Origin of the sequence: Binatus sp. (SeqCode), assembly GCF_049584895.1 — a bacterium.
Lineage (GTDB): Bacteria > Desulfobacterota > Binatia > Binatales > Binataceae > Binatus.
The window spans coordinates 1-9,346 of record NZ_JBAUYR010000053.1 but is presented as its reverse complement, the minus strand read 5'-3'; the positions used below and the strand labels follow the sequence as shown (position 1 = coordinate 9,346).

9 protein-coding genes are annotated in these 9,346 nt (G+C 61.3%); 7 read left to right on the top strand and 2 right to left on the bottom strand.

Annotation, left to right across the window (positions count from 1 at the left end; all coding sequences use genetic code 11):
- Positions 1 to 521: epoxyqueuosine reductase (locus tag WB650_RS10425; RefSeq protein ID WP_423960361.1), on the bottom strand; the 521-nt coding region annotated here is incomplete at its 3' end.
- A gap of 428 nt (positions 522 to 949) precedes the next feature.
- Here WB650_RS10425 and WB650_RS10420 point away from each other — a divergent pair.
- The 5 genes from WB650_RS10420 to WB650_RS10400 all read left to right on the top strand — a co-directional run bounded on the left by WB650_RS10420 (position 950) and on the right by WB650_RS10400 (position 6,062).
- Positions 950 to 1,384: a HesB/IscA family protein gene (locus WB650_RS10420; RefSeq protein WP_423960359.1), complete on the top strand. Its 435-nt coding sequence runs from the start codon at positions 950 to 952 to the stop codon at positions 1,382 to 1,384.
- 117 nt (positions 1,385 to 1,501) lie between these two features.
- The gene (locus WB650_RS10415) at positions 1,502 to 2,059 is read left to right on the top strand and encodes a hypothetical protein (protein WP_422302483.1); all 558 of its coding nucleotides are present in this window, start codon (positions 1,502 to 1,504) and stop codon (positions 2,057 to 2,059) included.
- A gap of 16 nt (positions 2,060 to 2,075) precedes the next feature.
- Positions 2,076 to 2,822: a 3-oxoacyl-[acyl-carrier-protein] reductase gene (gene fabG, locus WB650_RS10410; RefSeq protein WP_422302485.1), complete on the top strand. Its 747-nt coding sequence runs from the start codon at positions 2,076 to 2,078 to the stop codon at positions 2,820 to 2,822.
- 410 nt (positions 2,823 to 3,232) lie between these two features.
- Positions 3,233 to 5,485 carry a choice-of-anchor Q domain-containing protein gene (locus tag WB650_RS10405; RefSeq protein ID WP_423960356.1) on the top strand — a complete coding sequence of 751 codons (2,253 nt, stop codon included), beginning with the start codon at positions 3,233 to 3,235 and terminating at the stop codon, positions 5,483 to 5,485.
- A 70-nt stretch (positions 5,486 to 5,555) separates the two neighbouring features.
- A complete protein-coding gene (locus WB650_RS10400) occupies positions 5,556 to 6,062 on the top strand; it encodes a hypothetical protein (protein WP_423960354.1) in 507 nt (168 codons plus the stop codon).
- Between the two features lie 63 nt (positions 6,063 to 6,125).
- Here the strand turns inward: WB650_RS10400 and WB650_RS10395 are convergent, their stop codons facing one another.
- The gene (locus tag WB650_RS10395) at positions 6,126 to 8,120 is read right to left on the bottom strand and encodes a transglycosylase SLT domain-containing protein (protein WP_422303127.1); all 1,995 of its coding nucleotides are present in this window, start codon (positions 8,118 to 8,120) and stop codon (positions 6,126 to 6,128) included.
- 243 nt (positions 8,121 to 8,363) lie between these two features.
- Between WB650_RS10395 and WB650_RS10390 the strand changes: the two genes are divergently transcribed.
- Entirely contained in the window at positions 8,364 to 8,879 is a 516-nt protein-coding gene (locus WB650_RS10390) for an alpha-isopropylmalate synthase regulatory domain-containing protein (RefSeq protein ID WP_422303126.1), read from the top strand.
- Between the two features lie 4 nt (positions 8,880 to 8,883).
- The gene (locus tag WB650_RS10385; protein WP_422303125.1) at positions 8,884 to 9,312 is read left to right on the top strand and encodes a thiol-disulfide oxidoreductase DCC family protein; all 429 of its coding nucleotides are present in this window, start codon (positions 8,884 to 8,886) and stop codon (positions 9,310 to 9,312) included.
- The last annotated feature ends 34 nt before the right edge of the window (positions 9,313 to 9,346 follow it).

Here is a 9,346-nt window from a genome sequence, read left to right as displayed (position 1 = left end):
CCGGTGGGGCACAGATCGAGGCATCGGCGGCAGGTTCCGCAATGATCGCGGTAAGGCTCAGTTGGCGCGTCGAATTCGACGTCGGTGAAAATCTCGGCCAGGAAAAAATACGAACCGTGCTCGCGGTTCAGAATCATCGTGTTCTTGCCGAACCATCCGATGCGCGCGGCCGACGCCCATTCGCGCTCGAAGACCGGGCCGGTGTCGACGTAGGTGCGCGTTACCGAGCCGGGACGAAGTTGGCGGATTATGTTGCCGACCGCGCGCGCCCGCTTCTTGACGACGTCGTGATAGTCGCGGCCGAGCGCGTAGGCGGCGATTCTCCCGCGCATCTCGGCGCGCCAGTTGAGGTCGGGCGTCGCGCGCGCGGCATACGGATAGGCAAGACTGACGACGGATTTGTAGCGGGCGTCGAGGCGGCGGGGATCGAAGCGTCGGTCGGGCTCACGCGCGAGGTAGGTCATCGAGGCGTGACCGCCGTCGGCGAGCCATTGGTGATAGAAGTCCTCGCGACCGTTCAACGGGTGAAGTCGTGCGAATCCGACCAAAGCGAAGCCCAATTCGGTGGCGGCGTGCGTCAATGTTTCAGGGAAAAGTGGCAATTTATACTACCTGTTGTGGTCCAATGATGAGCGCACCGCTAAGGGTAGCTTCGTTCCGTCAGATTTGTGTTTTCGGAAGAGAGATTTTATGCCTGTTCGAGTCGCTCGGAACCTCACCCCTAACCCCTCTCCCTTCTGGAGAGGGGAACAGAGAGCATGATGCTTCGGCAAGTTGTGCAAAGCTTCCATACCTGATGAATTATCATGTCCGGCGATAGTGGGGCAGGCTGAGGAGTTCATCCTCGGGGAATTGTGGATACATTGACTCGACTATTTGCTATGATTAGTTTCGTGGTGAGGAGCGCGATCGAATTGTAAGCGCTGCTTACTGGAGGTTTCTGGAGAAAATGGCCGAAGGACTTCATATCGAGCATCATGGGCATGAGCATGGGAACCAGCACGAGCACGTCGAGCAGCAGGCGCCGGCCGTCCAGCCTATAGACAACGCGTCGTTGCCGGATGTGAATCTGACGCCCAAGGCGATCGAGATGGTCAGCAAGATGCGCGCGAAAGAAGGCCTCGGCGCTGACCATGGGATGCGAATCGGCGTGGTCGGTGGCGGATGCTCCGGGTTTCAATATTCATTGAACTTCGACACGCAGAAAGAAGGGGACCGGATTACGGATTTCGGCGGCGTGTTGGTGCTCGTCGACGAAATTTCGCTGCCGTATATCGCGGGCACGACGCTCGACTACGTCGAGGGATTGCACGGTGCGGGATTCCGCTTCGACAATCCTCGCGCGAGCCGCACTTGCGGATGCGGGTCGTCGTTCAGCGCGTAACCACCTCTCCCCTAGCCCCTCTCCCTTCTGGCGAGGGGAACCAGAGAAAGAGAAAACGAGGCCGCTCCAAAGAGCGGCCTTTTTTATTGCGACGGGCGCTGTTAAATCGGAGGCACGATGCTTTCGGGATTGATCTACTGGCTGTCGCCGGCGCGGCGGCGGTTTATGCGGCGGCTGGCGAAGCCTGGGCTCGATGCGACGCGCGCACGACTGGCCGAGGCGGGGTCGCCCCGCGCCGTCCAGTTTATCTCGACGCTTCTCGACGCCAATGCGGACTTCCTCGCCTACGCGCTTTCGCCGAAAGGGCCCCTTCATATGTATTGCGACCGTGCAACGCCCGAGAAGGTGGCGGCGTGTATAGCCACGATGCTGATCTACTCGGTGAATCTGTTCGCGCGCGACGAGATGCAGAACAACGAGAGCGAGATGATCCCGCTGCTGGCGCATCTGGCGGGCGTCAGGCCGACGCAGGTGATGCTCCGGCGCGACGCATTGCGCAAGGCGCCACGTTCCGAAGAGTGGATGGTGCTGACGTGGCTCGCGAAGGACCTGGGCGCCGAGGCGCCGAAGTACGACGCCGAGCTTGAGCGCGCCTTCGGATACAATTATTTGTCGTACATCGATCAGTACCGGCCGACGCTCGAGCGCGAGATGGCGGCGGCGGACACCGCCTGAGGTTCAGGAGCTCAAAATGACAGACTTCGAGGGGCGCGGAATTATCGTGACCGGCGCGACGCGCGGAATCGGGCGGGCGATCGCGATAGAAGTCGCGCGGCGCGGCGCCAACGTATCTTTCAATTACGTCAAGAGCGATCAGAATGCGGCCGAGCTCAAGGCCGAAATCGAAAAGCTCGGCGTCAAGGCGCTCGCGTACAAGGTTGATGTCGGCGATCTCAAGAGTGTGCGCGAGATGGTCAACGCAACCAAGAAGGAATTCGGGCAAATCGACGGGCTGGTAAACAACGCCGGCGTCACGCGCGACAAAGTGTTCGTGATGATGTCGGAGGAGGACTGGAACGAGGTTATCCGGGTCAATCTGACGGGCGCGTTCAATTTCGCGCGCGCGGCGGCGTTCATGATGATGAAAGCGAAGCGCGGCTCGATCCTCAATATCACCTCGGTCAGCGGTCTTATCGGACTGCCGGGGCAGGCTAACTATTCGGCGGCGAAGGCGGGACTGATAGGACTTACGAAATCGGTCGCGAAGGAGGTAGGGCGGCTAGGTGTTCGGGTCAACGCGCTGGCATTGGGATTTATCGAGACCGACATGACCGCATCACTGCCCGAAGAGAATCGGGCGCAGGCGCTTGCGATGATCCCGCTGGGGCGCTTCGGGAAGGTCGAGGACGTGGTGCCGATGGCGGCGTTCCTGCTGAGTGACGCCGCGGCGTACATAACTGGGGCCGTAATCCAGGTGGACGGCGGCCTCGCGATGTAGGCAGGAACTTAATTGTAGCGGAACCCGCCGTGGGTTCCGCACCTCCTTGGGCAGGGCTAAGCCCTGCACCTTAGGGCTTAGAGCGAGTCATCGCTCCGGCGGTTCGACTTTGTGTTCGTACTTGACGCGATATTGCAGTGCGAACGATCGACAATTGCAGATATTAATCGCGTAGCCGAAATTTCGCTTGACAAAACATCGCGCGCCAAGCGGAATTGCTCGGGTGGGGAGAGGCGCTAGTCTGCGGGCGTGGGCCCGGTATTTTGCTCGAGGGGTTGTGCGGCCGGCTGTATTGGCCGTAGTCGTTCTTCTGATCGCGCCCGCAGTCATCTTCACGCTCGGCCATTCGCTCCACGCCGCCGGCACCAACACCGTTACAGTTAATTCGCTGCTCGATCCGGGCACGGCCGGTGACAATCTGTGTCTCCCTGCGCGAGGCTATCTCCAATGCCAACGCGGAGGCCGATACCACCCAGGGCGACTGCGCACCGGGCACCGGCAACGACACGATTGTGTTCAACCTGAGCGGGACGATTGCGCTGGCGAGCGGACTTCCTTCGGTTCAGCACACGCTCGAAATCGATGGGACCGGACAGACGATCACAATCGATGGGGGCGGCGCGAATAGCGTCTTGCTGAACTCCTCCGGCGCGCTCACGCTCAACAACCTCACAATCGCCAACGGCGAGACGACCGGAAACGGCGGGGGCATATTTAACGCCGGCCCTCTGACCGTCACCAACTCCACCTTTCTCGGGAACAGCGCGGCGGCGGGCGGCGCCATTTTCAATTCCGGCAGCGGCACACTGGCCGTAACCAACTGTACCTTTTCAGGCAACTCGGGAGCGGGCGGCGGCGCGATCCACAGCGATCACGGCGGGACCGTGACGAGCAGCACTTTCTCGAACAACAGTGCCGGAGTATCGGGCGCCGGCGCCGCGATCCTGGCCAATAATACTACCGTCGAGGTTACCAACTCGATTCTGTCGAATAGCACGGGGCTCAACTGCGGCGTGCAGAGCGGCGGCGTCATCGGCAATGGCGGCTACAACATCTCCGACGATACTTCGTGCGGTTTCGGGAGCAGCCTCGGCGCCAACGGCGACACAATCGGCGACGACGTCAACCCGTTGCCGGCTACCGGCGGGCTGCAGAACAACGGCGGCCCGACCGACACGATCGCGTTGCAGCCGAACAGCCCGGCGGTGAACGCAGTTCCGATCGCCGATTGCCCGCCGACCGATCAGCGCGGCGATCCACGCCCCGACCCGGGGGACATGAGCAACGCATGCGACATCGGCGCGTTCGAATCGATCGACGCGCTTGGTACGCCGACCGCGAGCGCGACGCCAACCGTCACTGCAACCTCGACCGGAACGGCAGCAGCGTCGCCGACCGCCACTCCAACGGCAACTGCGACCGTCACGAGCACGGCCACGGCCACCGCTACCCCGACCGCAACCGCCAGCGCCACGGCAACTCTGACTGCGACCGCAACTCCTACTGCGACCGCGACCGCGACCAGTACGGCAACCGCGACGGCGACAATCACGATCACGCCGTCACCATCGCCGACGCCCAAGCCGCCACTGATAAAACTTACCATCTCGCCGACCTCGCTGAGCTTCGGCAACGTCGAGACCGGAGATGCGCCGATCAAATCGGTCACCTTGCACAACAAGAGCAAGACCACCGATGCGATCGAGGTTCCCGAGGTCAGCGGGCAATACTTCAGTTTGGCGAGCAACACCTGCGAGACCCCGGTGCCGGCGGGCGGGACGTGCCAGATCGGCGTGAGCTTCGCCCCTTTGGCGAAGGGCAAGAAATTCACCGGCAAGCTGATGTTCACCGATCAATCGAAGAAGAGCGGTCACACCGTTGAGCTCAAAGGCAAAGGTGTCGCGACGCCAACGTCAACGCCGAGTCCGACGCCGTCGATGACGTCGACCGCGAGCATCACTGCGACCCCGACTACCACAGCGACCGGCGGCGCAACCCCGACTGCGACTGCCACCGCGACACCCTCCCCGAGCGGCACGTCGACGGCGACATACACGCTCGAGAGCATTTCGGAAACCGCGTCGGGCGTGGTCGCGCTGAGCAACCCGAATGCAGCGCCCAACCCGGTTGAGACCAGCCAGTCAGTCGCGGTCTCGACACCCTCGTTCACCGACAGTATCAGCGTGAGCGACACCAACGTCTCGATTTCGGGGTCGGCGTCAGCCTCGCAAACCTCGGCGGCTGACGGCTCTACAATCTCAGCCGATGAATCCGCCGCCGCCGATGCGGACCTCTCGTTGTGCGTCGGACCGTCGCCTGTGTGCACTGCGGAGAATCAGGGTATTACCGAGATGAAGACCGTATTCTGCATCGCGTCGGACACTAACTACTCGCTGAGTGGGTCGGTCCAAGCGAGTGCGAATGAAGATATCGGCAACATTACTGCTACGGGAGTTGTGAGCATCGAGACCGTCGGCCCGTCGCCGATGTTTATCGTCAATGAGCAGGCCACCAACGGCCAGGACGTCCCGCTATCTATGAGTCTGCCGCTGACCGCGGGATGCTACGACATGATCGTCGAGGTGTATGCCGACGCGCTCCCCAGCGGAACCGGCGCCGGCAGTGCGTCGTCGAGCTGCAACGTCCTGCTGAGCCCGCAGTAGCCGCAGTAGCCGCAGCGACCGCGCGTCACGCCGGGCTGCGGTTGTTTCGGGTTGATGCGAGCCTGATGGCATGAAGAGATTGTTGCTGATTCCGACCGTGCTGCTGGCGGGATGCCTCGCGTCGGGGATTATGGAACAGAATGGACAGTTCGACTCGTCGCGATTCGATCCCGCGCAACGACTGAGTCCGACGGCGTTCGAGCAGAATGCCACCATGAAGGACACGTCCGTGCACGAAGATCCGAGTCTGCTGCGCGAGGGCGTATCGCGCAGTCAAATCGCGACTGCCTTCGGCGCGCCCAACGAAACCAGCGACCAGGGCGGCGTGGTGCAGGACGTATACGAGTTCAATCCCGACGGTTCGAAATTCGTAAAGCCGAAAGTTTATGCGCGCAATATCGCAGCAGGCGTCTTCACCGGCGGTATTGCGACCGTCGTGCATCAGGCGAGGATCCATCACACCGAGGAACAACTCACGGTCTATCGGCTCACGTACGGACCTGACGGAACGGTACAGTCAGTGCAAAAGGAATCGCGCGAGGAAGAGTCGCAGGACGCGCAGCAATCTAACCCGTAGCTTTTTAATCCGGTTCCCCTTCCCGCTCGGGAAGGGGAACCAGATAAATGAGAGACTCGCGCATCAGTGGCTCCAGGAGCGGGAGCAGCTTAGGATGTCGATTTGCGTGCCGTTTTCTACGGCGTGGTATTTCTCCAGGAAGCTCAAATCGATTTGCTTGAGCGCTACGGGTTCGCGGCGGCGCCATCGATTGCATGCGCCGGGGCCGCCGTTGTAGCCGGCGTATGTTGATCGCGCCAGATGGCTCGAGATCATCACGGGATCGTATTTCGGCTGCGTGATGGCGGCGAACTGCATCATGCGCGCGAGAATCTCGCATCCCGCACCCGCGTTGTAGAGCACGTCCCATTTGAGGCGATCGATATCGTAGAACCCGCGCCAGACGTGCTTGTTCACCTGCATCACACCGATGTCGCCGCTGCTGGATTCGAGCCATCGGACGCGATCGCCGTCCATCACGAACTGCCGCCAGCAGCTTTCCTGCCATGCGGTCGCGAGCACCAGCGTTACGTAAACGCGGCCGTTGTCAGTGTCGAGAGCGTTCATGCCGGATGCGATCTGGCTGAGTTGGTAAGCGGCGCTGAGATTCAGCAGCAGGCCCATGTCGTGGCGATAGTCGTCGGCATTTTCGTCGTTGATGACGAGCCGGTAGAGGCGGTCGGCAACATCCTGAAGGCGGTTAATCTGCATTGCGCCGGCATCTTCGGCGGCGTCGGCCTCGCAGGGGGAGAGGAGGTCCAGCAACCTAACCCCTAACCCCCTTTTCTCGGGCCCTCGTGGGAAGGGGAACAAGCGCGCGCTGGGGCCAAGCTTCGGCGAGGGCATTGGATTCGGTGGGCGGGCGGGCGCGCTGGAGTCGGAGGGAGGTATGCTCTCCTCTTCGATTGGATGTCGGCTCCGCGGCGGCTCGGGCACTGAAAAGAGTTTTTTCATGTCTTGATCTTCGCGGTAGTTGAATTGCAGCGGGTCGCCGGTCGCGCCTGGCGCCATGATATGCGCGAGGCGGCGCAGGTCGGCCGCCGAGATGCGCATCCCGAGCGCGGGCGCGGCCTGATCCAGCGCGAACAGCGCGTCGCCGGCCGAGATAAACGACATGAATTCGAGCGCGTGCGCACCGAGCATCCCGCGCCGCGCCGCAGCGCGGACCGCGTCGTGCAACTGGGTCCATTCGTCGAGAAACAAAATGCGAACCGGATCAGGCCCAGCCGCCGCCGGATTGTTCAACGCCTGAACGAGACGGTAGCGGCTGTCGAGCAGGATTTGCAGCAACTGATCGCGGAACTGTTGGTCGCCGACCGCGGCTCCGAGGTGCTTGATTGAGAAAGAGAGAAACGCGTCCCATTGATCGAGCGTGTCCTGAAAGGCCTTAAGCTCGGCGGGCGTAGGCGAGGCGCCCGCGGCGGGGATCGCGGGTGCGGGGACGTCGGGGACGGTCATCACGAGCGTGACGCGGACCCCGTCGTCGAGCGCGACGATTTTTTGCTCGGCGGTGAGACTTGCGATTGCAGCGCGGAAGCGATCGGCGGCGTCGGCAGGAATCGAGTCGGTGATCATCGCGGCCAGTTGTTGTACGGCAGGTTTGAGGTCATAAGAAAAATCGTTGAGCCGCGGAATCAGATCGCCTTTGATCAGATCGAAACCCTGGCTGACGACCTCGGTTTTCTGATGCGCCGAGTCGAAGACATTCAAATCCGTGAAATGGAACTTGAGCTGAAGGCCCGGCGCGATGTACGGGACGCCGAGTGCCTGCACGATGCCGCTCCACTGGACCGCGTTAAGACATTGCGAGCCCATCGCGACGCCCAGCCCGAGACTGTTCGCGGTTTCCAGTTGCACGGTCGCAGCGCCGCCCGCGGTCGCGCGCGAGAACTCGGGATTCTCGGCGTAGAGATATTGGCAATCGTTGAGACCGTTCCAAAGTTCGGCGCGTCCGCCGGGTGCGGTGTAGAGTTTCCGCTTCAGCGCCTCGCGCAAAGTGATGTAGTCGATGGTCATCGGAATGCGGACCTGCGACGCGCGCGCGGCTGTGGCGCGGGCGAGCAAGATAACGCTCGCCATCGTCAGGATTATCCACAACCTCGCTGTTGACTGTTTATCTTGATGGAGGCCGCGAAGTGGGGTCATGCGATAGAATACGTCGAGGATATACATGAATTTGAGGTTTTGGTTACCGGAGAGACTCGACTGCGCACGCACTGCTGTCACGAGTCAACTATTATGGCAACTGTGTTTGCACTTGTAAGCGGTAGGACTGCTCATAATAATCAAATTAGACGATCACCGGAAATTTAGGTAAGCCGGATGAGTACCGAACGTCAGGCAGACTTTTACGAGGCGGAGCCACCCCAGGCGTCGCGCGAGCTGGCTAAGCTGCGCGCCTCGGCCGGCTATCTCGCGCCGTTCGAGATCGTGCGGCGGCGCGTGATCGACGACGTGTACGACGGCAAGATGACGGTCGACGCGACTCTGATCATCAGGATCGGCGACGTCGAAGAAACCGAGGCTGCTTCGGGCGTCGGCGTCCTGCATGCGCTCGACGTGGCGCTGCGCAAGGCGCTGCTGAAATATTTTCCGTACCTCGAGCCGGTGAAAGTAATCGAAACCTATCAGCATGCGACCGGCGCCTCGACCGAGGCTGACGTCGTGTCGGTGAAGAAATTTGCCGATGGTGACCTGGTGTGGACGACGCTGGCCAAGTCGTCGAACACGATCGAGTCGGCATGGGTGTCGCTGCTCGACGGCTACGAATGGCGGATCATTCAGGAGAATGCGCGGCTGCGCCGGATACACGCGAATCCAAGGTGGTCGAACCGCTGACGCGATGAGCGCGGACGAGCAAGCATTGAGGGTCGGCAAGGCGTCGGCGGGCAAGCTCGCGATTTTGTACGACGGCTCATGCGACATGTGCCGGGCGAGTCTCGACGGAATCCGGCAATTCGACAATTCGGGAAAAATGGAGCCGCTCGATCTTCATGACGAAGAAGTGCGCGCGAAATTTCCCGACTTGAAGATGGAGAACCTGCTCGAAGAACTGCACGCGGTGGATGAAGATGGCCGTGTGTATCGCGGCGCGCGGGCGATCAATGAAATTCTGCGGCGTCAGAGCGGACTCAAGGGTTACCTCGCCTACCTGTGGTACGTCCCCGGCTACGCATGGCTGGCGGACCGTCAGTACAAGCGAATCGCAGCCTCGCGATATCAACGCGACGAACGCGGGAGACTGAAGGGTCAGCCGCTCCAGGAAAATTAGAACCCGGTGGCACAGGCTTTAGCCTGTGATTTTC